General features: G+C 67.3%; 20 protein-coding genes. 14 read left to right on the forward strand and 6 right to left on the reverse strand.

What is annotated here, in order from left to right; genetic code table 11:
• Nucleotides 1–91 precede the first annotated feature (91 nt).
• The gene (locus ATE62_RS20685; RefSeq protein ID WP_058807539.1) at nucleotides 92–1057 is read right to left on the reverse strand and encodes a hypothetical protein; all 966 of its coding nucleotides are present in this window, start codon (nucleotides 1055–1057) and stop codon (nucleotides 92–94) included.
• Between the two features lie 479 nt (nucleotides 1058–1536).
• Here ATE62_RS20685 and ATE62_RS20690 point away from each other — a divergent pair, with 479 nt between their 5' ends.
• The 4 genes from ATE62_RS20690 (at nucleotide 1537) to ATE62_RS20705 (ending at nucleotide 6192) form a co-directional block, all read left to right on the forward strand.
• The gene (locus ATE62_RS20690) at nucleotides 1537–2157 is read left to right on the forward strand and encodes a GbsR/MarR family transcriptional regulator (RefSeq protein ID WP_231736353.1); all 621 of its coding nucleotides are present in this window, start codon (nucleotides 1537–1539) and stop codon (nucleotides 2155–2157) included.
• The gene (locus ATE62_RS20695) at nucleotides 2144–3535 is read left to right on the forward strand and encodes a cytochrome ubiquinol oxidase subunit I (RefSeq protein ID WP_058807541.1); all 1392 of its coding nucleotides are present in this window, start codon (nucleotides 2144–2146) and stop codon (nucleotides 3533–3535) included. Before ATE62_RS20690 ends, ATE62_RS20695 begins: the two co-directional genes overlap by 14 nt.
• A complete protein-coding gene (locus ATE62_RS20700) occupies nucleotides 3532–4539 on the forward strand; it encodes a cytochrome d ubiquinol oxidase subunit II (protein ID WP_058807542.1) in 1008 nt (335 codons plus the stop codon). The genes ATE62_RS20695 and ATE62_RS20700 overlap by 4 nt, the downstream gene beginning before the upstream one ends.
• 156 nt (nucleotides 4540–4695) lie before the next feature.
• Nucleotides 4696–6192: an MFS transporter gene (locus ATE62_RS20705; RefSeq protein ID WP_058807543.1), complete on the forward strand. Its 1497-nt coding sequence runs from the start codon at nucleotides 4696–4698 to the stop codon at nucleotides 6190–6192.
• A 41-nt stretch (nucleotides 6193–6233) separates the two neighbouring features.
• Here ATE62_RS20705 and ATE62_RS20710 read toward each other — a convergent pair whose 3' ends face one another.
• Together ATE62_RS20710 and ATE62_RS20715 are read right to left on the reverse strand one after the other, a co-directional pair.
• The gene (locus tag ATE62_RS20710; protein ID WP_058807544.1) at nucleotides 6234–6719 is read right to left on the reverse strand and encodes a hypothetical protein; all 486 of its coding nucleotides are present in this window, start codon (nucleotides 6717–6719) and stop codon (nucleotides 6234–6236) included.
• Between the two features lie 57 nt (nucleotides 6720–6776).
• Complete coding sequence (locus ATE62_RS20715) at nucleotides 6777–7604, reverse strand: alpha/beta fold hydrolase (RefSeq protein ID WP_058807545.1); 828 nt, start codon at nucleotides 7602–7604, stop codon at nucleotides 6777–6779.
• A 129-nt stretch (nucleotides 7605–7733) separates the two neighbouring features.
• Here ATE62_RS20715 and ATE62_RS20720 point away from each other — a divergent pair, with 129 nt between their 5' ends.
• Nucleotides 7734–8744: a GlxA family transcriptional regulator gene (locus tag ATE62_RS20720; protein WP_058807546.1), complete on the forward strand. Its 1011-nt coding sequence runs from the start codon at nucleotides 7734–7736 to the stop codon at nucleotides 8742–8744.
• A gap of 136 nt (nucleotides 8745–8880) precedes the next feature.
• Here ATE62_RS20720 and ATE62_RS20725 read toward each other — a convergent pair whose 3' ends face one another.
• A complete protein-coding gene (locus ATE62_RS20725; protein WP_058807547.1) occupies nucleotides 8881–11361 on the reverse strand; it encodes a TonB-dependent receptor in 2481 nt (826 codons plus the stop codon).
• A 118-nt stretch (nucleotides 11362–11479) separates the two neighbouring features.
• Here ATE62_RS20725 and ATE62_RS20730 point away from each other — a divergent pair, with 118 nt between their 5' ends.
• Both ATE62_RS20730 and ATE62_RS20735 read left to right on the forward strand, forming a co-directional pair.
• Nucleotides 11480–12127 carry a TetR family transcriptional regulator gene (locus ATE62_RS20730; protein ID WP_058807548.1) on the forward strand — a complete coding sequence of 216 codons (648 nt, stop codon included), beginning with the start codon at nucleotides 11480–11482 and terminating at the stop codon, nucleotides 12125–12127.
• 31 nt (nucleotides 12128–12158) lie between these two features.
• Nucleotides 12159–13250: an acyl-CoA dehydrogenase family protein gene (locus ATE62_RS20735; protein ID WP_058807549.1), complete on the forward strand. Its 1092-nt coding sequence runs from the start codon at nucleotides 12159–12161 to the stop codon at nucleotides 13248–13250.
• Nucleotides 13251–13391: 141 nt separating this feature from the next.
• On the opposite strand, the gene ATE62_RS20740 is transcribed toward ATE62_RS20735, so the two are convergent.
• Nucleotides 13392–14603 (reverse strand): acyl-CoA dehydrogenase family protein, encoded by a 1212-nt coding sequence (locus ATE62_RS20740; RefSeq protein WP_058807550.1) that lies wholly within the window; start codon nucleotides 14601–14603, stop codon nucleotides 13392–13394.
• A 78-nt stretch (nucleotides 14604–14681) separates the two neighbouring features.
• Here ATE62_RS20740 and ATE62_RS20745 point away from each other — a divergent pair, with 78 nt between their 5' ends.
• From ATE62_RS20745 to ATE62_RS20755, 3 genes are read left to right on the forward strand one after another with little or no spacing between them, the layout of a single operon-like run.
• Nucleotides 14682–15539 carry an oxygenase MpaB family protein gene (locus tag ATE62_RS20745; protein ID WP_231736354.1) on the forward strand — a complete coding sequence of 286 codons (858 nt, stop codon included), beginning with the start codon at nucleotides 14682–14684 and terminating at the stop codon, nucleotides 15537–15539.
• A gap of 22 nt (nucleotides 15540–15561) precedes the next feature.
• Entirely contained in the window at nucleotides 15562–16533 is a 972-nt protein-coding gene (locus ATE62_RS20750) for an alpha/beta hydrolase (RefSeq protein WP_058807551.1), read from the forward strand.
• Nucleotides 16534–16554: 21 nt separating this feature from the next.
• Nucleotides 16555–16938 (forward strand): OsmC family protein, encoded by a 384-nt coding sequence (locus ATE62_RS20755; RefSeq protein ID WP_058807552.1) that lies wholly within the window; start codon nucleotides 16555–16557, stop codon nucleotides 16936–16938.
• 12 nt (nucleotides 16939–16950) lie between these two features.
• On the opposite strand, the gene ATE62_RS20760 is transcribed toward ATE62_RS20755, so the two are convergent.
• Nucleotides 16951–17955, reverse strand: coding sequence for a LacI family DNA-binding transcriptional regulator (locus ATE62_RS20760; protein WP_058807553.1), 1005 nt, complete (start codon nucleotides 17953–17955; stop codon nucleotides 16951–16953).
• A gap of 146 nt (nucleotides 17956–18101) precedes the next feature.
• Between ATE62_RS20760 and ATE62_RS20765 the strand changes: the two genes are divergently transcribed.
• From ATE62_RS20765 to ATE62_RS20780, 4 genes are all read left to right on the forward strand, one after another.
• Nucleotides 18102–19538, forward strand: coding sequence for an MFS transporter (locus ATE62_RS20765; RefSeq protein WP_058807581.1), 1437 nt, complete (start codon nucleotides 18102–18104; stop codon nucleotides 19536–19538).
• A gap of 283 nt (nucleotides 19539–19821) precedes the next feature.
• Nucleotides 19822–23214, forward strand: coding sequence for a TonB-dependent receptor (locus ATE62_RS20770; RefSeq protein ID WP_058807554.1), 3393 nt, complete (start codon nucleotides 19822–19824; stop codon nucleotides 23212–23214).
• A gap of 68 nt (nucleotides 23215–23282) precedes the next feature.
• A complete protein-coding gene (locus ATE62_RS20775; RefSeq protein WP_058807555.1) occupies nucleotides 23283–24833 on the forward strand; it encodes a tryptophan halogenase family protein in 1551 nt (516 codons plus the stop codon).
• A partial coding sequence (locus ATE62_RS20780) for a tryptophan 7-halogenase (protein WP_197412027.1) occupies nucleotides 24830–25117 on the forward strand: 288 nt, incomplete at its 3' end. The genes ATE62_RS20775 and ATE62_RS20780, both read left to right, overlap by 4 nt.

The raw sequence follows: 25117 nt of genomic DNA on the forward strand, positions 1-25117 counted from the left end.
CCTCCACCACGCTTCGCATGGTCCCCCTCCCCATCGCTGCGCGACAGGGAGGATTAGGAGGTCCGCATCGCCCGAAAGCGGCCCTCCGGCCTCACCCCTTTTGCGTCTTTGCGTCTTTGCGCGAACCTTGTTCTTCCCCGGCCTCGCGGTCGTTCGCGGGTTCGGGGAAGCCGAAGAAGGCGCGGCGGGCGGCTTCGCCCGCGGCGCGGAGGGGGGCGAGTTCTTCGTTATAGGCGTCCTCATAGGCCGCGGTCTCGTCGGCATCGAGGGTGCGTTCGTAGTCGCGGTCGCCGAACTGGCCCTCCTCGTCGCCGATGAAGTCGTCCGCGGGCGGGAAGTTGGTGCGCAGCTCGTTCCTTTCCTCGTCGTGCCAGACGGTCATCGCTTCGGCCTCTTCCTCGGGGGTTGCGGGCGGCGGCGGCGCGATATCGGGATCGGCGGAAAACTGCGCAACTTCATTCGCGATCGGGGTGTTTTGCCAGAGCGAAGCGAGCGGGTTCGCACGGTTGTCGCGGCCCGCGAGCCAGCAGGCGAGCGCGGCGCCGAGCCCGGAGGGGGCGTCGTCTTCCTCGCCCTGCGGAAAATCGAGATCGAACAGCGCGAGGAAAGCGGACCAGTCGCCGGCGACGATCTGCGCGAGCATCGCCTCGCCGGCTTTCGCACGCGTTTCTACCATGCGGTCGAGCCGCGCGAGCATCGCGAGGCCGAGGCGGCCGTCGTGGCGGCGGCGGCGCGTGAAGCGGCGGTGGTCGTCGGGGTCGACCTCGCTCGTCTCCTCATAACCCCAGATCGCGCGCTCAAGCAGCTGGTCGGCGAGCCGGTCGCGCGCGATCAGCACCGCCGCGGCCCAGCCGATGCGGAACGCCGCGCCCTCGGGGCGCTGCTTGAACTGATAGGCGGCCGAGGGCGACATGCAGACCATCGCGGCGGCGCTGATCACCGAGCCGGTGGCGGCGAGACTTTCCAGGAAGCTGCGCTGGAGTGCGGGGGTCCAGTGGTAGCTGCCGGGCGCGGGAATGTCGGCGGGGTTGGGGATCGGATTGTCGAGGTTTTCCATCGAGTCGCTCCTTCTGGTAAGGTGAAACTGACAAAATGAACCATATGGGTACATTTTAGGAAAGCGGTTTTTTGGGCGGGGTGAGCCTATTTTGTGGGGCGGTGGTTTTTTGGGCGCGGGGTGTCCATTTCGCGCAGAGGCGCAGAGGGCGCAGAGATGAGGGGCCATCGCCTCTGCGGTCTCTGCGCCTCTGCGTGCATTGATTTTGGGGTTTGGCTCGTTTCGGGCGGAAGCTGCCCTTTTAATCCTCCCTGTCGCGAAGCGATGGGGAGGGGGACCATGCGAAGCATGGTGGAGGGGTGGCGGCCTCGAGCCGACGTTTATGGCGTCGACCCCTCCACCACCCTGCGGGTGGTCCCCCTCCCCACGGCTTCGCCGCGGGGAGGATTAGGAAAGTCCGCTCACCACCCCAAGACAGCCATTGCATGAAGTTTCAATAATTATTGAAACTTCAGAAACTCTCTGCTATACGAGTCGGCGTGGAACCATCCCCCACCCCCGACTCTCCATCGCCGCCGTTCCGGCTCTCCCCGCTAGCGCAGGCGTTCGTCCTGCATTTCGGCGAGATGGGGAGTCGCTGGGGGATCAACCGCACCGTCGGGCAGATCTATGCGATGCTGTTCCTCGCCGACGGACCGCGCCACGCCGAACAGATCGCCGAGGCATTGTCGCTGTCGCGCGGCAGCGTGTCGATGGGGCTCAAGGAACTCGCGAGCTGGAACCTCGTCCAGTTGAAGCATCTGCCCGGCGACCGGCGCGACTATTATGCGACGCCGCGCGACGTGTGGGCGATCTTCCGCACCCTCGTCGAAGAGCGCAAGAAGCGCGAGATCGACCCGACGCTGACGACGCTGCGAACCTTGCTGATGGAGCCCGCGACCGACGCCGGCGACCGCTTCGCGCAGGAGCGCATCGCGGCGATGCACGAGCAGATCGAGCTGCTCACCGACTGGTATGCCGAGATGGAGCGGCTCGATACCGAACGGCTGCTCCAGCTTTTGCGGCTGGGCGAGCGTGTGGTAAAAGCGCTCGAGTTCAAGGACCGCATGCTCGGCCGCGGGAAAGGCCGGACGGAGGAACCGGACGATGGACGCTCTTGATCCGCTGATCCTCGCGCGCATCCAGTTCGCGGCGAACATCAGCTTCCACATATTGTTTCCGACGATCACCATCGCGCTTGGCTGGGCGCTGCTCGGCTTCAAGCTCGCGTACAACCGCACCGGCGACGTCGCATGGATGGACGCCTATCGCCTGTGGGTGAAGGTCTTCGCGCTGAGCTTCGCGATGGGCGTGGTGTCGGGGATCACGATGAGCTTCCAGTTCGGCACCAACTGGCCGGGCTATATGGAAAAGGTCGGCAATGTCGCGGGACCGCTGCTCGCTTATGAGGTGCTGACCGCCTTCTTCCTCGAGGCGGTGTTCCTGGGGATCATGCTCTTCGGCTTCAGCCGCGTGCCCAATTGGGTGCACACGCTCGCGACCTGCCTCGTCGCGGGGGGCACGACGCTGTCGGCCTTCTGGATCATCGTGCTCAACAGCTGGATGCAGACGCCGACGGGGTACGAGATCCGCGACGGCGTGGTGCATGCGACCGACTGGTGGGCGATCGTCTTCAACCCCTCGATGCCGTACCGCCTCACGCATATGCTGCTCGCCTCGGCGCTGACCGTCGCCTTCCTGATCGCGGGCATGTCGGCGTGGCGCTGGCTGAAGGACGGCGGCGGCGAAGGCGTCAGACGCACGCTGAAAGCCGCGGTCTACGCGGCGGCGCTGCTGATCCCGGTGCAGATTTTCGTCGGCGACATGCACGGGCTCAACACGCTCGAGCACCAGCCGCAGAAGGTCGCGGCGATGGAGGCCAATTGGGAGACGCAGCCGCACACGCCGCTGATCCTCTTCGCGATCCCCGACGAGAAAGCGCGCACCAACCATCTGGAAGTCGCCGTCCCGTCGGGCGCGAGCCTGATCCTGAAGCATGAGGCCGCGGGGGTCGTGCCGGGGCTCAACGATTATCAGGGCAATCACCCCCCCGTCACGCCCTTGTTCTGGGGGTTCCGGATCATGGTCGGGATCGGGGCGCTGATGCTCGCCGTGTCCTGGTATGCGGCGTGGCACATCCGCCGCCGCGGGGTCGACCAGCTGCCGCGCTGGCTCGCGCGCATACTCGTTGCGATGACCTTCGCGGGCTGGGCCGCGACGCTCGCGGGCTGGTATGTGACCGAGATCGGGCGCCAGCCGTGGCTGGTCACCGGGGTGCTCAGGACCGCCGATGCGGTGGGGCCGGTGGGGTCGACGATGGTGGCAAGCTCGCTGACGCTCTATCTCGCGGTCTATGTCGTGCTGCTCGCGGCGTACATCGCGGTGCTCTACCGGCTCGCGCGGCTCGGCAAGGCGGCGCCCGAGGCAAAGCCGATGTTCCCGCTGCCCGGCGTCGCGGCGGGGCCCGCCGAGCCGCTCGAAGAGGGAGCCAAGCCATGACCCCCTTCATCGATCCCTGGTGGCTGCCCGTGATCTTCGCGGGGCTGATGGGACTGTCGATCCTGCTCTACGTCATCCTCGACGGCTACGACCTCGGCGTCGGCATGCTGACGCGGCTCGAAAAGGACGAGAACCGTGACCTGATGGTCGCGTCGATCGGCCCCTTCTGGGACGCCAACGAGACCTGGCTGGTGCTCGGCATCGGGCTGCTGCTCGTCGCCTTTCCGGTCGCGCACGGGCTCATCCTGACCCAGCTCTACCTGCCCGTCGCGCTGATGCTCGTCGCACTGATCCTGCGCGGGGTGAGCTTCGAATTCCGTGCCAAGGCGCCGCCCGAGCAGAAGCATCGCTGGGACGCGGCCTTTTTCACCGGCTCGCTGATCACCGCGCTTTGCCAGGGCTATATGCTCGGCGCCTATGTGCTCGGGTTCGACCAGAGCTTCACCTCGGTGCTGTTCTGCCTGCTCGCCGCATTGGGCCTGGTCGCGGGCTATTTGTTCGTCGGCGCGTGCTGGCTGGTCTACAAGGTCGAGGGCGAATTGCAGAAGCGCGCGGTGCGCTGGGCCGAATGGACCTTGTGGGCGACCGCGCTGGCGATGGCGATCATCTCGGTCGCGACGCCGCTCTTGTCGGAGCGCATCTTCGAACGCTGGTTCCGCCTGCCCGAGATCATCGCGCTGCTGCCGATCCCGATCGCCTCGGCGACCTTGTTCGTCGGCCTCGCGATCTTCCTGCGGCGGCCCCTGCGCGAGAAGGACGCGCTGTCGTGGGTGCCGCTGGCGACCGCGGGCATCCTCTTCGCGCTGGGGTTCGTCGGGATCGCATACAGCTTCTACCCCTATCTGATCGCCGACCGGCTCGACATCTGGCAGGCGGCGGCCAGCCCCGAATCGCTCAGCATCATCCTGATCGGCGCGTTGTTCGTGCTGCCGGTGATCCTGGGCTATTCGGTGCTGGCGCACTGGATCTTCCGCGGAAAGGCGACGCACCTCAGCTACGAGTGATGGACCGGCTGGGCGGCGGTTTAGAGGGTGGAGAGCAGGCGTACTGAATCCTCCTGCGCATTCGTATACCCACCCCGCCGCGCTTGCCCTGCCCCGCCCAACCCGGCAATCCTCTGCCCGCAAGCGCCGCACCAGCCGGCGTCCCGGGGAGAGCATATGGAAAAGCCGCGCCAGAATTTTGCCGGCCTGTGGAACATCGGTTTCGGCTTCCTCGGCATCCAGATCGGCTTCGCGCTGCAAAATGCGAATATGAGCCGCATCTTCCAGACGCTCGGCGCCGAGCTCGAACAATTGCCGATCCTGTGGGCGGCCGCGCCGCTCACCGGGCTGCTCGTCCAGCCGGTCATCGGGCATATGTCCGACCGCACCTGGCTCGGCAGGCTCGGGCGCCGCCGGCCCTATTTCCTCGCCGGCGCGATCCTCGCGGCGCTCGCGCTGCTGATCATGCCCGAATCGTCGGTGCTCTGGTTCTCGGTGCTGATGCTCTGGGTCCTCGACGCGTCGATCAACGTCTCGATGGAGCCGTTTCGCGCCTTCGTCGGCGACATGCTGCGCCGCGACCAGCACGCCGCGGGCTATGCGGTGCAGACCTTCTTCATCGGGGTCGGCGCGGTAGCGGGGTCGTCCTTTCCCTGGCTCCTCGACCATCTGGGCGTCGCCAACACCGCGCCGCCGGGGCAGATTCCCGACACGGTGCGCTACAGCTTCTGGGCCGGCGGGATCGTCTTCTTCCTCTCGGTGCTGTGGACCGTGCTCACGACGCGCGAATATTCGCCCTCGGAAATGGCGGCCTTTGCCGAGAGCGACACCGTCGCCGACAGCCCCGACACGCTCCGCCTGCTCGCGGCGCGCGGCTATACCGGCAGCGCGGTCTGGGCCGGGGCGGGCCTCGCCATTGCGGCCCTCGTCGCCGAGTACGGGCTCGAAAAGGAGATGTACCTGCTCGCCGCGCTGGTCGCGGGTTATGGCCTCGCCAGCGCGGTCGCGATCGCGCTCGCCCGCGCGGGGCGCGAGAACAATATGCTCGCGCATATCGTCGGCGATTTCGCGGGCATGCCCCCGGTGATGAAGAAGCTCGCGCTGGTGCAATTCTTCAGCTGGTCGGCTTTGTTCATCATGTGGATCAACACCACGCCGGTCGTGGCACAATATATGTTCGGCAGCACCGACACCGCGTCGGCCACCTATCAGGAGGGCGGCAATTGGGTCGGCATCTTGTTCGCGGTGCAGAACGGCGTCGCCGCGGTCGCCGCGCTCACGCTGCTGCCGCTGCTGTCGAAGCGCGTCGGGCAGGCGCGCACGCATCTGATCTGCCTCTTGACCGGTGCCGCGGGCTTCGCGAGCTTCCTCCTGTTGCGCGATCCGCAGGCGCTGCTGGTCTCCGAGATCGCGATCGGCATCGCCTGGGCGTCGATCCTCGCCATGCCCTATGCGATCCTCGCCTCGAACCTGCCGCAAGCCAAGCTCGGCATCTATATGGGGCTGTTCAACATCTTCATCGTCGTACCGCAATTGCTGGTCGCGACGCTGATGGGGCAGGTCATGAAAGCCCTTTTCCCCGGCGAGCCGATCTGGACGATGGCCTTCGCGGCGGCGGCGTGGGCGCTGGCGGCGCTCGCGATGACGCGGGTGGCGGGGGAGGTTCGAGGCTAAAAAAGATCCTCCCCCATCGCGAAGCGTTGGGGAGGATCTGGTCAGGCGACCGCCTTCGCCTTCACCGCGCGGTAGCCGAGGAAGACCAGCGCCGCGAGCAGCACCGCCTGCGCGACCAGGAACGGCGGTTCGTTGCCGTTGGGCGCCAGCATGTTCAGCGCGGGCACTTTCAGGAAGCTCTGCACGACGAGCACGAACAGGTTGAGCCACAGCGCGATCGTCGCGGTCACCGCATAGATCGTCCGCGCCGACCCCGCCAATTTGCGGACATACCAGGCCCAGAAGCTCAGCACGAGGATCAGCGTCGAGAGGATGCCGACCCCGAGCGCCGGGGTGAAGGCGACGATCGGGAAGAGGAAGCCCGACAGGCTGGTCAGCAACGTCGTCCACAGGAAGACGCCGGTCAGCCGGGGCAGGATGCGCCCGCGCGCGAAGGCGGGGAGTGCGATCAGGCCGGTGATGATGCCGACGAAGCTGATCGCGACGTGGAGCAGGGTGAACTGCGGAATGGTGAGACCGAGGATCATGGCACGTCTCCTTGGATCAGGAGGGGCGCGGACCCCGTGGCCCGCGCCGCCTTCCTATCAGCTGTTGATGAAGTCCAACAGGTCGGCGTTGAACCGGTCCTGGTGGGTGACCGTCAGGCCATGGTCGGCGCCCTCATAGACCTTGAGGACGGCCTGCTTGACGATCTTGACGGTCGACAGCGCTGCGGCGCCGATCGGCACGATCTGGTCGTCGTCGCCGTGGAGGACGAGCGTCGGCTTGTCGAAGCGCTTCAGATCTTCGTGGAAGTCGCTCTCCGAAAAGGCGCGGATGCTGTCGAGCAGGCCCTTGAGGCCGCCGTTCATCCCCTGCCGCACGAATTCGTCGCGCACCGCTTCGTTGATCACGGCGCCTTCGCGGTTGTAGCCGTAGAAGGGGAGCGTCAGGTCCTTGAAGAACTGCGGGCGGTTGTCGAACGTGCCCTTGCGGATGCCATCGAAGACTTCCAGCGGAAGCCCGCCCGGATTGGCTTCGGTCTTCAGCATCAGCGGCGGGACCGCACCGATCAGCGCGACCTTGGCGACCCGGTCGGTGCCATGGCGGCCGATATAGCGGGTGACTTCGCCGCCGCCGGTCGAGTGGCCGACGAGGATCACGTCGCGGAGATCGAGCTGTTCGATCAGTTCGCCGAGGTCGTCGGCGTACTGGTCCATATTGTTGTTCTCCCAGACCTGGTCCGAACGGCCATGGCTGCGGCGGTCGTGGGCGATGGTGCGGAAGCCCTGATTGGCGAAAAACACCATCTGCGCGTCCCAGGCGTCGGCGCTGAGCGGCCAGCCGTGCGAGAAGATGATCGGCTGCCCGTCCTTCGGACCCCAGTCCTTGTAGAAGATGTGCGTGCCGTCCTTGGTGGTGATCGTGGTCATGTCGTGGTTCCTTTCTTTCGGTGGGGCGAAAGTGGTCCGTCCCTGTGCCACCTCATCTACGCCGCAAGGGGCTTGCGCGGGATTGGCGGAAACGACATTATGCGGGCCGATTGCGACAAAGGAGCGACCATGCCCCGAATCAAGGTTCCCGACACGACCGCCGCGGCGCTCCCCGAGATCGGGCTGATGCTCTACCCCGACTGTCAGATGGGCATGGTCAGTGGCATCACCGACCTGTTCCACGTCGCCGGCCGCTTCGCCGCCGAGCACGAACGCAAGCCGATCCGGGTCAGCCACTGGCGGCTGCAGGAGGCGGGCGGCTTCGCGCGCTGTTACGACAGCCATCCCGGCGAGTCCTGCACCACCGCCCCAACCTATCTGATCGCGCCGGGCAGCCTGCACAAATTGCTCGAGGCCGACGAGGTCGTTCCCTATGCGCGCTGGCTGCTCGACCGCCACGCGCAGGGCACGACGCTCGCCTCGACCTGCGGCGGCGCCTTCGCGCTCGCGGCGACCGGGCTGCTTGCGGGGCGCCCCGCGACGACGCACTGGTTCTTCGCCGACGAATTCCGCGCGCGCTTTCCCGAGGTGCGCATGGAGTCCGACCGCATGGTGATCGACGACGGCGACATCATCACCGCGGGCGGGCTGATGGCGTGGACCGATTTGGGCCTGCGCATCGTCGAGCGGCTGCTGGGGCCGACGGTGATGATGGAGACCGCGCGCTTTTTCCTGATCGACCCCGGCGGCCGCGAGCAGAAAAATTATGCGAGCTTCGCGCCGCGCCTCACGCACGGCGATGAGGCGATATTGAAGGCGCAGCATTGGCTGCAGGCGAAGGAGGGCCGGATGTCGGGCGTCGCCGAGCTCGCCGCCGAGGCGGGGCTGGAGGAGCGCACCTTCCAGCGCCGCTTCAAGGCCGCGACGGGTATGACCCCGATCGAATATTCGCAGCATTTGCGCGTCGGCAAGGCACGCGAACTGCTCGAGTTCACGCGCCGTACCGTCGACCAGATCGCATGGAGCGTCGGCTACGAAGACGCCGCGGCCTTCCGCAAGCTCTTCCACCGCATCACCGGCCTGTCGCCGAACGACTATCGCCAGCGCTTCTCGACCGAATCGCTGGCGAGCGTCGCTTAATCCTCCCTGCCGCGCAGCGGTGGGGAGGGGGACCGACCGCGAAGCGGTTGGTGGAGGGGCCGCCGCGCCATGGCCCCTCCGTCAGCGCTTCGCGCTGCCACCTCCCCATGGCTGCGCCACAGGGAGGATTATTGACTCAGAAACTATACTTCGCGCTCAGGCCATAGGACGGGCTACGCCCGGGGAAGCGCACCGCGGTGTTCGCGTTGGTCGCGGCCGACTGCCAATAATAGGTGTCGGTGATGTTCTTCCCCCAGAGCGAGACCTCCCATTTCCCGTCCTGTTGGTAGAGCGCGAGGCTGGCGTTCAATATGCCGTATCCCTTGATCTGCAGCGGCGCGAAATCCTCGATCGTGCTGCCGGTCTTCGACTGGTAGCGGCCGTTCACAATCGCGCGGATGCCGAGGTCGCCCCCGACCGGCGTGTCGTAGGTCACCGTCGCCGCGCCCGAGAATTTGGGGCTGTAGGGGAAAGCGAAGCCGTCGAAGTCGAACGGCTGCCCCGCGGCGTTGATCCCGACATAGCCCTGCAGCTCGGTCTTGAGCCAGGTCCCCGCGAGCGTCACGTTGAGGCTGTCGGTCGCCTGGATGCTGACGTCGCCGTCGAGGCCGTAGGCGCGCGACTTGGGGATGTTGTCGAGGCGGAGCAGCGTCGTGTAGATCGGGTCGGCGAAATAGACCGCGAGCTGCTTGTCGCGATAGTCGTAGTAGAAGGCGGCGAGATTGAGGTTCACCTTGCGGTCGGCGAGCGCGAGCTTGGTGCCGAGCTCATAGGCGGTGAGCTCCTCCTGCCGCGCCGGCCGATTCTGCGTCGCGATGTTGGCGGCGTTGACCGGGGTCGACCCCGATTTATAGCCGCGGCTGACCGAGGCATAGGCGAGGATGTCGTTCGTCGGCTCCCACGTCAGCGCGCCGCGCCAGGCGACATTATCCTCCTTGAGGGTCGAGGTGACGAGGCCGAAGGTGCCGGTGTCGACGTCGAAGGTGTTGCACTGGTTGGCCGCGATCGGCGCGGTGAAGGCGCCATAGACCTGGAAGAAGAAGGCGCGGTTGAACAGGTTGACGTTGGGCAGCATCGAGCCATTGAAGTCGCGCGAGCAGCCCTCATAGTCCTGCCGGTCCTCGGTGTAGCGCACCCCGGTGGTCAGCTTCAGCGTATCGGCGAGCTCCCAGTCGGCGCTCGCGAACAGGCTGAAGGTCTCGGTGTCGAAATCGGCGACATCGCGATAGGTGCGGAACGAGGTCGCGACGTCGGCGAGCGTATAGCCGGGGCTGTTGAACGGCGTATTGAGCAGACCGAGCTGGACGATCAGCGCGCGGATCGCGCCGACATTGGCGTTCTGGCCGAGCAGGGTCTGGTTGGTGTCGCTGACGACATCCTTGGCATAATAGCCGCCGACGACCCATTCGGCGGGGCCGGTCGAGCCCTGGAAACGCAATTCCTGCGAGAAGCTCTCGATCTTGCCCTGCGCGCGCTGGATCAGGATTTCGTACGGCGCGCCGCTCCAATCGTAGGTCGCGTCGCGCTTCACGCGGTTGTAGCCGGTGAGCGAGATGAAGCTGAGATCGCTGGTCAGGTCGAACTGGATGAGGCCGCGCAGCCCGAGGAAATCGCTGTCCTCCTGCAGCGGCCCGTCGATCCCGGTGCCGCGCCCGATATTGGGGCCGCGCTGCGACAGCGGCGCCCAGTCGGCGCTGTTCGAATCCCAGTTGGTGCCGTTCGCCGCGACATAAGCAGGGAGGCCCGGCGCGTTGAACAGGCTGAAGATCGTGCCGTTGGCGGGGTCGGTGTTCGGGGTGAAGCCGACCGCCTGCCCCGCCAGCGTGTCGGACTTGTTGATCCAGAAATTACCGCCGAGTTCGATCTTCATGCCGTCGACCGGCTCGGCGGTCAGCGTCAGGCGGCCGCCGTAGCGATGCACCTCGCCCAGGCTCTCGTCGCGCGAAATGCTCTTCTGCCAGCCGTCCCAGCTGTCCTCGGTGCGGAAAGCGGCGCGGATCGCGACGAGGTCGCCGAGCGGGATGTTGAGATGGCCCTCGCTGTTGAGCGTCTTTTCGCTGCCGACATCGACCGCGACCCCGCCCGAAAATTCCCCGAACTTCGGCTTGGCGCTGATGAAATTGACGAGCCCGCCGGTGGTGTTGCGGCCGTAGAGCGTGCCCTGCGGCCCCTTGAGCACCTCGACGCGCTCGAGGTCGTAGACCGGCCCGCTGTTCATGAAGGGATAGGCGAGCGCGACCTCGTCCTGATAGGTGCCGACGGTCGAGGTCGCCGACAGGTTGATCGTGTTGAAGCCGATCCCGCGCAGCGTGTAGATGGGGATGCCCTGATAGCCGCGCGAGACGTTGAGGCTGGGCACCACCGCCTGCAGATCCTCGGTCGAGGTGACGCGCAGATTTTCGAGCGTGTCGCCCGAAAAGGCCTGGATCGCGATGCCGACGTCGTTGATGCTTTCGGCGCGGCGCTGCGCGGTCACGACGATGACGCCATCGTCGGCGGTCTCGGCGCCGGCCGCCGCGGGCACCTCCTGCGCCAGCACCGGCTGGCTCGCCAGCATCGCCGCCCAGGCCACCCCGGCCAGCCCGGCCAGCCCCATTGCACGCACCGCAATCGCCATCCCAATTCTCCCTGATGAAGCTTATTATCAGTGATGATAATTATCAATCATGATAGATTATGCAACCGGCAATTGCATTTTCCGGTCAATGATGGTCTGTCGGGCGCGAGGAGCGATAATGGCCACCCGAAGTGAAAAGGCGGAAAGCCGGACGCGCGGATCGATCCGCGACGCCCTGCTCGACGCGGCGAGCGCGCTGATGCGCGAGCAGGACAAGATCGATATCGGCATCGTCGAGATCGCCGCGCGCGCCGGGGTCAACCACGGCATGATCCGCTATTATTTCGGCGACAAGGAAGGCATGCTCGCGGCGCTGCTCGACCGCGACGTGATCCGCGCGATCCACCAGCTCGACGCGCTGTTCCGCCTCGACGTCACTCCGACCGAGCGCATGCGCATCCACCTCGAGGGCATCGTCGACACCTATTACCGCATCCCGTATCTCAACCGGCTGATCCAATATATGGTCCGCGACGCCGAGCCCGAGCGCGTGCGGCATATCGGCGACGAGCTGTTGTCGAAGATCGCGGGGGCGCAGGCGCGGATGATCGAGGAGGGCATCGCCGCGGGCGAGTTCAACCCGGTCGATCCCAAGCTTTTCTATTTCAACACCATCGGCGCGGCCGACGGGCTCTATTCGAACCGCCTGACGCTGCAGGTCGTGTTCAAGGGCAAGCCGCACGCCGACGACGACCTCCATACGCGCTACCGCGCGCATACGGTCGAGACTTTGCTCGCGGGGCTGGTGAAGAATTATCAGGCTTGATAATTAAGCGAGCCGCGCGCATAGCCGGGGCATGAACCTCGACTATGACGACGACCAGACCATGCTGCGCGACACGCTCGCGCGGTTCCTGGCGCAGCAGCTGCCGTTCGAAAAACGCCGCGCGATGCGCGATGCGTCGGCGCAGCTGGCGCTGTGGCGTGCGGCCGACGGCGGTATCGGCATCGGCGCTGCGGCGCTGCCGACAAAGATCGGCGGCTTTGGCGGCGGGCGCGTCGCGGCGATGGTCGTCGCCGAGGAGCTGGGCGCCGCGCTCGCGGTGACCCCCTATATCGACTGCCATATCCTGACCGCCGAGCTGCTGCTGGCGCTCGGCGAGACGGCACGCGCCGCCGCGATCGGGCGCGGCGAGGCGCTGGTCGTCACCGCGATCGAGGAGCCCGCGACGCGCGGCGCGATCGGCGCGATCGCCGCGCGCGCGGCACCCGCCGACGACGGCTGGACGCTGACGGGGCGCAAGATCGCGGTCGCCTTCGCCGCGGAGGCCGACCATATCGTGATCCCCGCGCGCGACGGTGAGGACGACCTGCGCCTCTTCCTCGCGCCCGCGGCGTCGCTCGAGGGGCGACTCCACCCCTATTGGACGATCGACGACATGCCCGCCGCCGACATCGACCTCGATGGGCTGTGGATCGACAGCGCCGCCGAGATCGGGCGCGGGCAGCATGGCGAAGCCGCGCTGCAGGCCGCGGTCGACGCGGCGATCGCCGCGCTTGCCGCCGAGGCGGCCGGGCTCGCGCGCGTGCTGCTCGACGATACCTTGCTCTACGCCAAACAGCGCCGGCAGTTCGGCGCGACGCTGTCGAGCTTCCAAGCGCTCCAGCACCGGATGGTCGACATGCTGATGCTGCGCGAGGCGATTTCGGCGGCGGCCTTGCTCGCCGCGCTCAAGCCCGGCGACGCGCAGGCGACCGCCGCCGCCAAGGCGACGATCGGCGACGCGCTGCGCAAGATCGGGCAGGAGGCAGTGCAGCTCCACGGCGCGATGGGGATGACCGAGGAGCTGCGCGTCGGCCATTATTTCAAGCGCGCGACCGCGATCGAGCAACGGCTGGGGACGGGTGCGCTGCATGTCGCGCGTTATGCGGCGGGGATGGCCTCCTAATCCTCCCTGTGGCGAAGCCATGGGGAGGTGGCAGCGCGAAGCGCTGACGGAGGGGCAATGGCTCACCGTCGCTGCCCCTCCACCACTCGCTACGCGAGCGGTCCCCCTCCCCATCGCTTCGCGACAGGGAGGATTATTCGATCAAAGCCCCAGCACCGCCTTCGCCAAAATATTGCGCTGGATCTCGTTCGACCCCGCGTAGATCGACCCCGCGCGCTCGTTGAAATAGCGCAGCGGCGCGATCGCCTGCCATGGCGCGCCGGTTACATGCCCGTCGGCGGGCGGCACATGCACCGGCACCTCGGCGCCGGGCAGCGCGGCGTGCGGCTGGAAGGCGAGCCCGGCCGGCCCCGCGGCCTCATAGGCGAGCTCGGTGATATGCTGCGCGAGCTCGGTGGACATTATCTTGAGCATCGACGCCATTACGCCGACGCTCTCGCCCTGCCCCGCGCCCGACAGCAGTTTGAGCTCGATCATCTCCAATATGTCGACGCGGATGCGCGCCTTCGCCAGCTTCTGGGCAAAGACCGGGTCGCCCTCCATCGTCGCCTGCGCCTCTTTCGCCAGCGCGTCGACGCGCATCGCGAGCGCGGGGGCGTGCGCCGATCCGCCGCGTTCGAATTCGAGCAGATATTTGGCGACGGTCCAGCCGCGATCGACCTCGCCGATCACATTCGACCGCGCCGAGCGCGCGTCGTCGAAAAAGACCTCGGCCTGGATCGTCTCGCCCGAGATCATCGTCAGCGGGCGGACCGTTACGCCGGACTGGTCCATCGGCACGAGCAGGAAGGTGATCCCCTGCTGCGGCCGCTCGTGCTTCGACGTGCGCACGAGGCAGAAGATCCAGTTCGCCTCGCCCGCGTGCGTCGTCCAGATCTTCGACCCGTTGAGGACGAAGTCGTCGCCGTCGGGCACCGCGCTCATCTGCAGCGCCGCGAGGTCCGACCCCGCCCCCGGTTCTGAATAGCCTTGGCAGAAAAAGACCTCGCCGGTCAGGATGCGCGGCAGGAAATATTCCTTCTGCGCATCGGTGCCGAAGGCCGCGATGACGTGCGCGACCATATGGATGCCCATCGGCGACAGCGCCGGTGCCCCGGCGCGCGCGCGTTCGCGGGCGTAGAGGTAGAACTCTGCCGGGGTCCAGTCGCGCCCGCCATGGTCGGGCAGCCAGTGCGGCGCCGCGAGCCCCGCAGCGTGCAGCCGCGCCTGCCAGTCCATCGAGACATGATGGTCGGGATAGACGCTCGTCGCGCGCTCCGCCCCCGCACGCAGCGCGGGGGTCAAAGCGCCCGCCAGCAGGTCGCGCATTTCCGCGGCGAAAGCCTCTTCCTCGGCGCTCCAGTTCAGGTCCATCGTCTCGTCCGTTGCCTATAATTATCACATCTGATAACAGCTTTGGCGACAGGGTCAATCGCGACCGGAGGAAGCCGCATGAACCGCATGAGCACCACGCCGCCCGGCATGGCGATCGATTTCGGCAAGCCGCTCGGCGAGGCGTCGCTGCTCGCGCCCGATTCGCTGCAGTGGCGCATCTTCAAGAACCCGGTCGCGATGGCGGTCGGCGGGGTCGCGGCGGTGCTGCTGGAATTCGCCGACGCGCGCATCCGCTCGGGGGTGTGGGACCATTCGATCTACAAGACCGACCCGATCGGCCGCTCACAGCGCACCGGCATGGCGGCGATGGTCGGCGTCTATGGCCCCGCGAGCGCCGCGCGGCGGGTGATCGGCGGGGTCAACCGCATGCATGCGAAGGTGTCGGGCGAAACGCCGAAGGGCGAGGCGTATAAGGCGTTCGACCCCGAATTGCTCAACTGGGTCTATGCCACCGCGCAATATGGCTTCCTGACCGCCTATCACCGCTTCGTGCACCCGCTGTCGGCGGCCGAGCAGGCGCGCTACTGGGCCGACGGCCAGCCCGTCGCGGAGCTCTACGGCGTGACGCACACACCCAAGTCCGAGGCCGAGTTCCTGGCGATGATGGACGCGCTGCTGCCGCGTTTCGAGCCGCATCCGATCAACGACGAATTCCTCGATATCATCCGCTCGGGCCGCGCCGCGCCGTCGGTGCCGCGCTTCCTGCACAAGGCGCTCGCCCGCGCCGCGGTGTCGCTGCTGCCGCCCGTGGTGCGCGAACGTCTCGAACTCGGGCCCGAGCACGACCTTCGCACCCGCGACCGGATCATGGTCAAGGCGATGGGCAGGCTCGCCGACCGCCGCAAGGATCCGGCCTCGCCCGCGTGGCAGGCCGGCTTGCGCCTCGGCCTTCCGGGCGATACCGCCTGGCGATAGGCGACAGGCGAAGCGGGGCGGAATGCGCGAGGCAGCAACGATCATCACCGCACCCGACGGCGTGCGCATCGCCGCCGACGTCGCGGGCGCCGGACCGCTCGTGCTGTTCGTCCACGGCTTCCCCGAACTGCGCCAGTCGTGGCGGCGGCTGACCGACGCCGCGGTCGCGGCGGGCTATCGCACCGCGGCGATCGACGTGCGCGGCTATGGCGACAGCGACCGGCCCGAAGCGGTCGAGGCCTATCGCATGGAGGCGATCGTCGCCGATCTGGTCGCGGTCGCCGATGCGCTCGCGCCGGAGGGGCCCGTCACGCTGGTCGGCCACGACTGGGGCGCGTCGATCGTCTGGAACGCGATCATGGCGCGCTCCGACCGCTTCGACGCGGTCGCCGCGCTGTCGATCCCGTGGCTCGGCCGCGCCGCCGCGCCCTTCGACGCGATGTTCAAGCGGCGCTTCACCGACAAGGGGCGCTTTTTCTATCAGGCCTATTTCCAGGAGCCGGGGGTCGCCGAGCTCGAGCTCGAGGCCGATCCGGCGCTGTTCCTGCGCGCTTTCTATCATACGATCTCGGGCGACGCGGCGCCCGGCGACTGGCCGAACGACAAGCCGCATGGCGCAGGGCTGCTCGAGGGGCTGCGCTTCCCCGACCGCGTGCCGCCGTGGCTCGATGCCGGCTATTTCGAGCACGCCGCGGCGACCTTCGCGCGCACGGGCTTCGCGGGGGCGCTGAACCGCTATCGCAATCATGGCCGCGACTTCGACTGGGCCGGCCGGTTCGATCCCGTCATCCGCCGCCCCGCGCTGTTCGTCGGCGGCAGCAGCGACCCCGCGCTCGTGCTCGGCACCGCCGAGCCGATCCCGCTGATGCGCGACGTCGTCCCCGATCTCGAGGCACATATGCTTGAGCGTTGCGGCCACTGGACGCAGGCCGAGCGCGCCGCCGAGGTCGAGGCCTTGCTCATTCCATGGCTCCAGCGCACCGTGCCCGCCTGATTCGCGCAAGGAGAGACGAGCATGGCGCATGGCACTGCGATCATCGGCAGGGACCGCTATCGCACCGAGATCGACGTCGGCGGCCACAAGCTCGTCTCCGATGAGCCGCCCGCGCTCGGCGGCGGCGCGGTCGGGCCGGCGCCCTACGACCTGCTGCTCGCGAGCCTCGGCGCGTGCACCGCGATCACCTTGCGCATGTATGCCGACCGGAAAGAATGGCCGCTCGAGTCGGTCGAGGTCGGCCTGCGCCTGTCGGGCCAGCACCCCGACCGCCGCATCGACCGCACGCTCAGGATCGCCGGGCTCGACGCCGAGCAGGCGGCGCGCCTCGCCGACATCGCCGAGCGCACCCCGGTCACGCTGACGCTGAAGGGCGGGCTGCCGATCGAGACGCGGCTCGTCTGAGCCGCCGCCCTCCTACGCACCGCAGGATTCGCGGACGATGAGGTGCGTCGGCAGATAGTCGAGGAACTGCTCGGCATGCGCGTCCATCACCTGCGAGACGAGGCGGCGGCCCGCTTCGAGCGTGTCCTGCTGGATCGTCGTCAGCGCCGGCGTGCTGAGCCGCGCGAGCAGCATGTCGTCGTAGCCGACCACCGACACGTCCTTGGGCACCGAAAGATTGGCCTTGCGCAGCGCGCGGATCGCGCCGAGCGCGATGAGATCGCTCGAGGCGAAGATCGCGTCGGGGCGCTGCCCGCGCGCGAGCAATTGCCCGAGCGCGCGTTCGGCCGATTCGAAGCCGAAATCGACGCGCACGTCGAGCGCCGGATCGGCCTGAAGCCCGTTGGCCTCCAAGGCCTCGACATAGCCTTGGCGCCGCTGCATCGCCTCGGGATCGCTCGACCCGACGAAGGCGATCGCCTTGCGCCCCAGCCGCGCGAGATGCATCGTCGCGCGGCGCCCGCCGAGGACATTGTCCGAGCCCACCGAGCGATATTTCTGCCCCGGCAGATGCGCGCCCCAGACGACGAAGTTGCTGTTCGCCTCGGCGAGCTGGTTGAAGCCGTCGTGGAGCATGCTCTGCCCGAGGAAGATCACGCCATTGGCGCGGCTGGTCGTCATCACCGCGACGAGGTCGTCGATGTCGCGCGGCGCGGTGTGGCTGACAGTGAAATCGCAGTCGCGCGCGCGCGCCGCCTCGCCGATGCTCGCGAGCAGTTCGAGGAAGAAGGGGTGCGACAGCGGCAGCGGGCGGCCGTGCATGTGCGGGGTGACGACGACGATCGACCCCTCGGCCCCCATCGGCGCCGCGGGCATGTGGCTGCGGAAGGGATAATGATGTTCGCGCGCGAGCGCCCAGATCTTCTTCTTGGTCGCGACGCTGATCAGCGGATGGTCGTTGAGCGCGCGCGAGACGGTCGAGATCGACACCCCCGCCAGCCTTGCCAAGTCTTCCAATCTGGTATTGTTGCTGCTCATGAAGGGCCATCCGTGTCCGGCGTCGGGGGCAGCCCTAGCACAGGAAGGGGGAGGGAATGCAAGATTTGCATGTCGCTGACCCGCCGCAACGTGGGGATGCGCCCGAATCTGGCGAATATCGCGCGCCGAATTTGCATATCTGGACGATGTGCTTTGCATTGTTCGGCATCCAGATCGTCTGGGGGCTGCAGAACGCGAACACCAGCCGCATCTTCCAGGCTCTGGGCGCCGATGTCGCCGCGCTGCCCGTGCTATGGATCGCGGGGCCGATCACCGGGCTGATCGTCCAGCCGATCGTCGGGCACCTCAGCGACCATTCGCGCTCGCGCTTCGGCAAGAGACGCCCCTTCCTGCTCGCCGGAGGATTGCTCACCGCGCTCGCGCTGCTGGTGATGCCCAATGCGACGAGCCTGTGGGCGGCGATCGCGGCGCTGTGGCTGCTCACCGCGTCGATCAACATCACCATGGATCCCTCGCGCGCGCTGGTCGCCGACAATCTGCCGCCGGCGCAGCGCGCGCGCGGCTATGCGGTGCAGGTCTTCTTCATCGGCACCGGTGCGGTCTTCGCCTCGGCGCTGCCGTGGATGCTGGTGAACTGGTTCGGCGTGCCGGGCACCGCGGCGCCGGGCGCGCTGCCCCCGGCGCTGCGCCATGCCTTCTACATCGGCAGCGCGTGCCTGCTGCTGTCGGTGCTGTGGACCGTCGCCTTCACGCGCGAGCGCCCGGCGACCGGCGGCGCCGCGCCCGTCGAGCGCCCTGCCCCCGTAGCGACCGGCCCGATCGCGCGGCTCAGCGCAGGCGGGCGGACCCCGGCTATCGGCGGCGGCGCGCTGCTGCTCGCCGCGCTGCTGCTCCGCTGGCAATGGGAGGTGGTCGTGCTCGCCGCGGCGACGGCGCTGATCGGGCTCGCGCAGCTCGCCGCCGGGCGTCGCCGCGCGCGCGGCGACGCGGCGCTCGGCCTGCTCCAGATCGGCGAGGATTTTGTGCGCATGCCCGCGGCGCTGCGGCGGCTGGCGGTGGTGCAATTCTTCACCTGGTTCGCGCTGTTCGCGATGTGGATCTATGCCACCCCCGCGATCGCGCGCAGCCATTTCGGCGCGGCCGACCCCGCGTCGCCCGCCTATAACGCCGCCGCAGACTGGGTCGGCATCCTGTTCGCCACCTATAATGGCGTCGCGGCGCTCGGTGCGCTCGCGCTGCCCGCGCTGTCAGCGCGGATCGGCGAGCGCCGGGCCTATGCCGCCTGCCTGTGGTGCGGCGCCGCGGGCATGGCGGGTTTCGTGCTGATCCCCGACCCCGGACTGCTGTGGCTCGCGGCGGTCGGCGTCGGGCTCGCCTGGGCGGCGATCCTGTCGCTGCCCTATGCGATCATCGTCGGCGCGGTGCCGCCCGCGAAGGTCGGCGTGTACCTCGGCATCCACAATATCTTCCTCGTGATCCCGCAGCTCGTCGCGGCGATCGGCCTCGGCCCGCTCGTCGCCGGGCCGATGGGCGGCGCGCCGGCGATGGCGCTCGCGATTGCGGCGGGGCTGCTCGGCGTAGCGGCGCTCGCCGCGCTGCTGATTCCGCGTCCGCAGCCCTGACTTAGCCTATCGAATGCAAATATTTGCATTGATTAATCGGTGTGCAAACGTATGCGGCGCGCCCCTTCACGCACCGCCGAAAATCCAGAAACCGCGTCAATTACCACTCATGTAATTGATTATCATAGATAAAATATCCCATTCCTGGCGCCGGAAAATGCGCTTGCCATTTGTGCAACAATGCGCAAAATCATGCAAATGGTCGAGCGGAGAGTCTCCGCACGGCCCAGAATGAGAAAGCCCCGCGCAATGGGGCGCCATTTGGGAAAGGGGAGGAGCATTGATGCTCGACACTATCGCGAAATCTCGTGCGCGGATGCTGCTGGGCGGCGCCTCGCTGCCGGTGGTCGCCGCCGGCCTGTTGTTCGCCGCGCCGGCGATGGCGCAGGAAACGCCGCCCGCTGGCGAGGTCGGCGCCAATGACGAAATCGTCGTCACCGGCGTGCGCGCCGCGCTGGAAGATGCGGCGGGGCGCAAGCGCGACGCGCTGACCGTGGTCGATTCGGTGACCGCCACCGACATCGGCGCCTTTCCCGACAAGTCGGCGGCGGAGGCGCTGCAGCGCATCCCGGGCATCACGGTCAACCGCCTGCAATCGGCCGATGATTCGACGCACCCGTCGGGCGAGCCGACCGACGTGCTGATCCGCGGCCTGACCAACGTCCGCACCGAAATCAACGGCCGCGACAGCTTTTCCGCCGACGCCGCGCGCGGGCTGCAGTTCAACGATATCGCGCCCGAACTGCTGGCCGGGATCGACGTCTACAAGAACCAGACCGCGGACCTGATCGAGGGCGGCATCGCCGGCACCGTCGATCTGCGCACGCGCGTGCCGTTCGACCAGAAGGGGCTCGTCGTCACGGGCACCGTCCGGATCAATTACGGCGATCGCTCGGGGCGCTGGACGCCCGAATTCTCGGGGCTGATCAGCAACACCTGGGACACCGCGATCGGCCGCTTTGGCATCCTCGCCAGCTATGCCCAAAGCCATCTCGTCACGCGGACCGAAAGCGTGATCATGGACAAGATCGACACCTATTGCTCGGCCGGTTTCGGCACGACGGGCGCCGACGGCGTCGTACGCGCCACCCCCGGCGCCGACGGCAGCCTTCCCTGCACCGCCAATCCCTTCGGCGGAACGGGCTGGGCCTATGCGCCCGACGGCATCCGCTATTCGCAGGTCGATTACGACCGCAAGCGGCGCGGCATCGCCGGCGCGCTGCAATATGAGAATAATTCGGGCAGCCTGCGCGCGACGATCCAGTATATCGACTCGCATTACACCAACGCCTGGCTCGAGCGCGCCAGCCACGCGATCCTCGACGGCAATTATTTCGGCACGCGCGCGTACAACCCGCGCACCGGATCGGTGCTCGTCGGCAGCAGCGGGCTGACCTTCGGCCCCGATGGCATGCTGACCGGCGGAATCCTGACCCAGCCGCACGGCAGCTTCAGCGGTACGACCGAGAGCGTGCAGGCGGCGATCAACGCGGGGTCGGCGGTGCCGGGCCAGCCCTTCGTCAACTATTGCGGCCCGGGGCCGGGCGGCGCCTGCACGACGCAGCGCGACGGGCTCTATTTCCAGAACGAAGCGCGCAACTTCGACCATCGCGAAGGCACGCGCGACCTGTCGGCCAATATCAGCTGGGACGCGAGCGACCGGCTGCATATCGACCTCGACGCGCAATATATCGATGCGTCGACCTATAATAACGACATATTGGTCGCGACGGGGTCGATGGCCAATTACGATTACAGCGTGAACGGCGACGGCACGCCGCAGGTGACATTGCTCCCCGGGTCGAACGTCAATTATGCCGCGGGCGGCCTCGCCAATCCGCACAATTACTGGATCCCGTTCATCCAGGGCCATGTCGAGGACAATGACGCCAACGAACTCGCGCTGCGCGGCGACGCCGAATATGATTTCGCCGACAGCAGCTGGCTCGATTCGCTGAAGGTCGGCGTGCGCTACGCCGATCGCAAGCAGACGGTGCGCTATTCGACGTTCAACTGGACGCCGATCGCCGCCCCGTGGAATTGCAACGGCCCGGGCTTCAACGCCGACAACACGGCCGGCGGCGCCTATCCGACCAATACGGGCAATTGCGGCGGCAATGCCGGCCATGCGCCCTTCCAGGGCTATGGCGAGGGCATCTGGGAATCGCAGAGCCTCGGCGATTTCTACAATGGCAGCGCCTATCCCAACGGGCCGCTGGTCTATCTCAACCGCGACACGCTCCGGGATTTTCCGCGCCTGATCGACTCGCTGAGCGGCGCGACGACGAACTCGCCGATCGGCGGGGGCTATACCGCGATCTGCGACCGCCCCGACGCGACCGTCGACCAATGCTTCACGCCCGGCGAAAAGTTCCGCGTCCGCGAACAGACGCAGGCGGCCTATGCGATGGTCAAGTTCGGGGGCGACGACAAGCTGATGCTCGGCAGCGTCGCGCTGCAGGGCAATGTCGGCCTGCGCGTGGTGCGCACCAAGATCGCGAGCACGGGCAGCGTCGCCTTTCCGGCGGCGAACATCTTCGACAATCTGGTGCCGTGCAACACGCCCCTGACCGGCAATAATGTCGTCAATCCGCGGTGCTTCCTGACGCCCGACATCATCGCCTTCGCCAATGGCGCCGCGGCCGAGGACAAGTACAAGACGACGCGCACCGACTGGCTTCCCAGCCTCAACCTGCGCTTCGGATTCGACGACAAGACCTTCGTCCGCTTCGCCTATTCGCGGGCGATCTCGCGGCCGCAGTTCGGTTTCCTGCGCAACACGCTCGCGATCAATGCGCCGATCATCAACACGACGGCGGACTCGCCCTATATCGTCCGCAACGCGGCCGGGGCGATCACGGGTTACAACTTCGTGTTCCTCGCCAATTCGGGCAATGCGGCGCTCAAGCCGCTGCGCGCCGACCAGTTCGACCTGACCTTCGAACGCTATATGGGATCGAACAGCTCGCTGACCGCCGGTATCTTCTACAAGAAGCTGACCAATGCGATCTCCTTCGGCCAGTTCGCGCGCGACGTGCCCAATGGCGCATCGACCCAGACGGTGCTGATCAGCGGGCCGAGCAACGTCCGGAAGGGCGGCGAAATCTGGGGCGGCGAACTCGCCTATCAGACCTTCTTCGACTTCCTGCCCGGCCTGCTCAGCGGTCTCGGCATGCAGGCCAACTATACCTATGTGCATCAGTCGGGGATCAACAACTCGAACCTGTTCACCGCCTCGTCGAGCGGCGACGTGGGGGCGTTCGGCGCGGGCCAGCAGTCGCTGGGCGGCTCGGGCTTCGTCATCGACTCGCACCAGCTGGCCGGGATCTCGAAACACACGTTCAACCTCGTCGGACTCTATGAAAAGGGACCGGTCGGGCTGCGGGTCGCCTATAATTGGCGCTCGCGTTACCTGACCCAGAATCTCGACTGTTGCATCGGCTTGCCGGTGTTCCAGAAGGGCGCGGGCTTCCTCGACGCGTCGCTGCGCTTCTCGCCGACGAAGTGGCTGGAGCTTTCGATCGACGGCACCAACCTGCTCAACACGACGACGGTCTATCAGCAGCAGGTCTTCGGCGACTCGCCGCAGACCCCGGGCGCGGCGGCGAAATATTTCGACTCGGCGTGGAGCCGCGTCGACCGCCGCTTCCAGTTCGGCGCGCGCGTGAAATTCTGATCCTCCACTGGGACGCGGCCGCGCTACAGCGGCCGCGTCTTCGTTTTCGCAGGAGTGACGGAAAGGTCATGACGGGGCAGCAAGTCTATCGGATCGTGATCCTCGGCGGCGGCACCGCGGGGTGGATGTGCGCCGCGGGCCTGTCGCGCCTGCTGCCCGCCGCCGATTACGACATCACGCTGGTCGAGAGCGACGAGATCGGCACCGTCGGGGTTGGCGAGGCGACGCTGCCGCACATCAAGACCTTCAACGACATGCTCGGCATCGACGAGGCCGAATTCATGCGCGAGACGATGGGCAGCTTCAAGCTGGGCATCGAGTTCGTCGGCTGGAAGGCACCGGGCGAGCGCTATATTCACCCCTTCGGCACCTTCGGCGACCGCTGGGCAGGCAGCGATTTCCAGCACGCCTGGGCGCGCGCGCGGCTCGCGGGGACCGACACGCGCTCGCTCCAGGATTACAGCTTTGCGGTCGCCGCGGCGCGCGCCAACGGCTTCGAACATCCGAACGAGGACCCCAAGTCGATCCGCTCGACCTATGCCTATGCCTATCATTTCGACGCCGGGCTTTACGCGCGCTTCCTGCGCACATGGGCGACCGCGCGCGGCATCAGGCGAATGGAGGGCAAGGTCGTCGATGTCGGGCGCGACGCCGAAAGCGGCGACGTCGGACATGTGACGCTCGAATCGGGCGCGGTCGTCGCGGGCGACCTGTTCGTCGATTGCTCGGGTTTCCGCTCGCTGCTGCTCGGCCAGACGATGGGCGTGCCATGGATCGACTGGAGCGAATGGCTGCCGTGCGACCGCGCGCTCGCGCTGCCCTGCACCGGGGTCGCGCCGCTCACCCCCTATACGCGTTCGACCGCGCAGCGCGGCGGCTGGACCTGGCGCATCCCGCTCCAGCACCGCACCGGCAACGGCTATGTCTTTTCGAGCCACTATTGCGGCGAGGAGGAAGCGCGCGAAACCTTGCTCGGCGCGATCGACGGCGAGGCGATGGACGAACCGCGGCTGCTGCGCTTCCAGGCCGGGCGGCGCGCCAGCGGCTGGGCGGGCAATGTCGTCGCGATCGGCCTGTCGAGCGGTTTCCTCGAACCGCTCGAATCGACGAGCATCTTCCTGATCCAGGCCGCGACCACCGACCTCGCCGCACTGATGCCGCGGCGCGGGGAGAAGGTCGATCCGCGGCTGGTCGCCGAGTTCAACCGGCTGTTCGAAATCCATTACGACCGCACGCGCGACTTCCTGGTACTCCACTACACCGCCAACGCGCGCATCGGCGAACCGCTGTGGGACCATGTCCGCCATATGGCGCTCCCCGACAGCCTGGCGCACAAGATCGCGCTGTTCCGCGAAAGCGCGATCGCGCCCGACTACAAGCTCGGGCTCTTCTCGCGCGACAGCTGGCTTTCGGTGCTCGAGGGACAGGGGGTGATCCCGTCGGCCACCAACCTCCTGACGCACCGCCAGCCCGACACCGAGCTGCAGGCGCGGCTCGACGACCTGGCCGAGCGGATCGCGATCAACGCCGCCGACATGACCCCGCACGCCGAGTTCATCGCGGGCTATTGCGCGGCGGCGGGGATCGCGGTGCCCGGCGCCGCGGCGAGCGCGGCATGAGCGCGCTGCATATCGCGCTGCTCGGCCGCGACGCACCGCTGTGGCTCGCGGCGGCGGCGCTGCGCCGCGCGCTCGCGCCCGCGGGGGTGGCGATCACCGCGGTCGCGCTGCCGTCCGAGGCGGGCCCCGCCGACCTCCACGCGACGCTGCCGGCGATCGAGGCTTTGCACAACCAGATCGGCATCGACGAGGCCGCGCTGCTGCGCACCACCGGCGGCGCCTTCACCCTCGGGCAGAATTTCACCGACCGGAGCGGCGCCGGGCGCGCGTCCTTCCTGCACAGC

This window comes from Sphingopyxis sp. HIX, assembly GCF_001468285.1.
In the GTDB taxonomy this organism is placed as follows: domain Bacteria; phylum Pseudomonadota; class Alphaproteobacteria; order Sphingomonadales; family Sphingomonadaceae; genus Sphingopyxis.

Bases quoted from the DNA above. Each gene is read 5' to 3' on its own strand.
- ATE62_RS20775 (WP_058807555.1), top strand. From the start codon at position 23,283: ATGACGGGGCAGCAAGTCTATCGGATCGTGATCCTCGGCGGCGGCACC.
- ATE62_RS20770 (WP_058807554.1), top strand. From the start codon at position 19,822: ATGCTCGACACTATCGCGAAATCTCGTGCGCGGATGCTGCTGGGCGGC.
- ATE62_RS20765 (WP_058807581.1), top strand. From the start codon at position 18,102: ATGTGCTTTGCATTGTTCGGCATCCAGATCGTCTGGGGGCTGCAGAAC.
- ATE62_RS20750 (WP_058807551.1), top strand. From the start codon at position 15,562: ATGCGCGAGGCAGCAACGATCATCACCGCACCCGACGGCGTGCGCATC.
- ATE62_RS20710 (WP_058807544.1), bottom strand. From the start codon at position 6,719: ATGATCCTCGGTCTCACCATTCCGCAGTTCACCCTGCTCCACGTCGCG.
- ATE62_RS20695 (WP_058807541.1), top strand. From the start codon at position 2,144: ATGGACGCTCTTGATCCGCTGATCCTCGCGCGCATCCAGTTCGCGGCG.
- ATE62_RS20720 (WP_058807546.1), top strand. From the start codon at position 7,734: ATGCCCCGAATCAAGGTTCCCGACACGACCGCCGCGGCGCTCCCCGAG.
- ATE62_RS20715 (WP_058807545.1), bottom strand. From the start codon at position 7,604: ATGACCACGATCACCACCAAGGACGGCACGCACATCTTCTACAAGGAC.
- ATE62_RS20725 (WP_058807547.1), bottom strand. From the start codon at position 11,361: ATGGCGATTGCGGTGCGTGCAATGGGGCTGGCCGGGCTGGCCGGGGTG.
- ATE62_RS20730 (WP_058807548.1), top strand. From the start codon at position 11,480: ATGGCCACCCGAAGTGAAAAGGCGGAAAGCCGGACGCGCGGATCGATC.
- ATE62_RS20700 (WP_058807542.1), top strand. From the start codon at position 3,532: ATGACCCCCTTCATCGATCCCTGGTGGCTGCCCGTGATCTTCGCGGGG.
- ATE62_RS20760 (WP_058807553.1), bottom strand. From the start codon at position 17,955: ATGAGCAGCAACAATACCAGATTGGAAGACTTGGCAAGGCTGGCGGGG.
- ATE62_RS20755 (WP_058807552.1), top strand. From the start codon at position 16,555: ATGGCGCATGGCACTGCGATCATCGGCAGGGACCGCTATCGCACCGAG.
- ATE62_RS20740 (WP_058807550.1), bottom strand. From the start codon at position 14,603: ATGGACCTGAACTGGAGCGCCGAGGAAGAGGCTTTCGCCGCGGAAATG.
- ATE62_RS20745 (WP_231736354.1), top strand. From the start codon at position 14,682: ATGAACCGCATGAGCACCACGCCGCCCGGCATGGCGATCGATTTCGGC.
- ATE62_RS20705 (WP_058807543.1), top strand. From the start codon at position 4,696: ATGGAAAAGCCGCGCCAGAATTTTGCCGGCCTGTGGAACATCGGTTTC.
- ATE62_RS20685 (WP_058807539.1), bottom strand. From the start codon at position 1,057: ATGGAAAACCTCGACAATCCGATCCCCAACCCCGCCGACATTCCCGCG.
- ATE62_RS20735 (WP_058807549.1), top strand. From the start codon at position 12,159: ATGAACCTCGACTATGACGACGACCAGACCATGCTGCGCGACACGCTC.